2 protein-coding genes are annotated in these 1,146 nt (G+C 69.9%); both read left to right on the forward strand.

Going from position 1 to position 1,146, the window contains the following annotated elements; genetic code table 11:
* The first annotated feature begins 268 nt into the window (after positions 1-268).
* Entirely contained in the window at positions 269-541 is a 273-nt protein-coding gene (locus AC5LUJ_RS23365) for a type II toxin-antitoxin system VapB family antitoxin (RefSeq protein ID WP_493465787.1), read from the forward strand.
* Complete coding sequence (locus AC5LUJ_RS23370) at positions 538-939, forward strand: type II toxin-antitoxin system VapC family toxin (protein ID WP_493465788.1); 402 nt, start codon at positions 538-540, stop codon at positions 937-939. Before AC5LUJ_RS23365 ends, AC5LUJ_RS23370 begins: the two co-directional genes overlap by 4 nt.
* Positions 940-1,146: the final 207 nt, after the last annotated feature.

Raw genomic sequence — 1,146 nt, forward strand, 5'->3', positions numbered from 1 at the left:
GACTTCTCAGACGATGATCATGGGCGCTCCCGCCGCTGGTGGGCCACCCGGGTGAGGCCACACAAAGCGGGCCTGGCTGGCCGGTGGGGCTGACCGTGGACCGGGCCGGCAGCACGCATCGCGGAACGGTTCCGTGGGCTCGGCGACCCGTCCCGGTTGCCGTCTGACGGCCGATGGCCGGGGCCGGCGCTCGTCGAGCTCGGCCATCGGCCCGGACTACAATCGACCAGTGATGGTAGAAATACACCATCGAAGGTAGAGTTCCACCATGGCCCTGAATATCAAGGATCCGGAGACCGAACAGCTGGCCACCGATGTCGCGGCGCTGGCTGGCGAGACCAAGACCCGGGCAATCAGTGTGGCGCTGAGGGAGCGGTGGGCGAGACTCACCGCCGAGCGGGCAACGACGGACCGCGGCACGCGGCTGTTGCGCTTCCTCACGGACGAGGCATGGCCCCAGATCCCCCAGGGCACGCTCGGGCACGCGCTGACCAAGGCCGAACGGGAGCGGATTCTCGGCTACGGCCCGGAGGGTGTGTGATCGTCGACAGCTCCGCCATCGTGGCTATCCTGCTGCGCGAACCAGGATGGCAGACTCTCCTCGACCAGCTCGCCACCGCCGACGGCCCCCCAGGTGTTGGGGCACCCACGCTGGTCGAGACCGGAATCGTGCTCACCGCGCGGCTTGGTGTCCTCGGGCAGTCACTGCTCGCGCGGTTCTGCCAGGAAAGCGGCATGCGGGATCTTGCGTTCACCGACGCGCACTGGCCGGTCGCGCTCAACGCGTACCTTCGGTACGGCAAGGGCCGCCACCCGGCCGCGCTGAACTTCGGGGACTGCCTGACCTACGCCACCGCCAGCGTCGCGCGGGAGCCGCTGCTCTGCGTTGGCGACGACTTCCCCCGCACCGACCTGCCGCTCGCCATCATCCCCGGGTAGCTTCGCCGTCTCATCCCGCCGGCACCACCGTCTCGGCGGCCACGGTAGGACCCACACTGACACCTGCCCTGTTGGGCACGACGGCGCCCATCCCGACCGGAACGCCATCGGCCACCGTGCGTGGGGCCCCTGGTCGGGGCGCGGTGTCCGTGGGCGTGTCGCGTGTTCACGCTGGGTCGCGTGTCGCGTGTTCGGTTCGGGGGAGGG

This window comes from Protofrankia sp. CiP1_Cm_nod3, from assembly GCF_982290655.1.

Bases quoted from the DNA above. Each gene is read 5' to 3' on its own strand.
- AC5LUJ_RS23365 (WP_493465787.1), top strand. From the start codon at position 269: ATGGCCCTGAATATCAAGGATCCGGAGACCGAACAGCTGGCCACCGAT.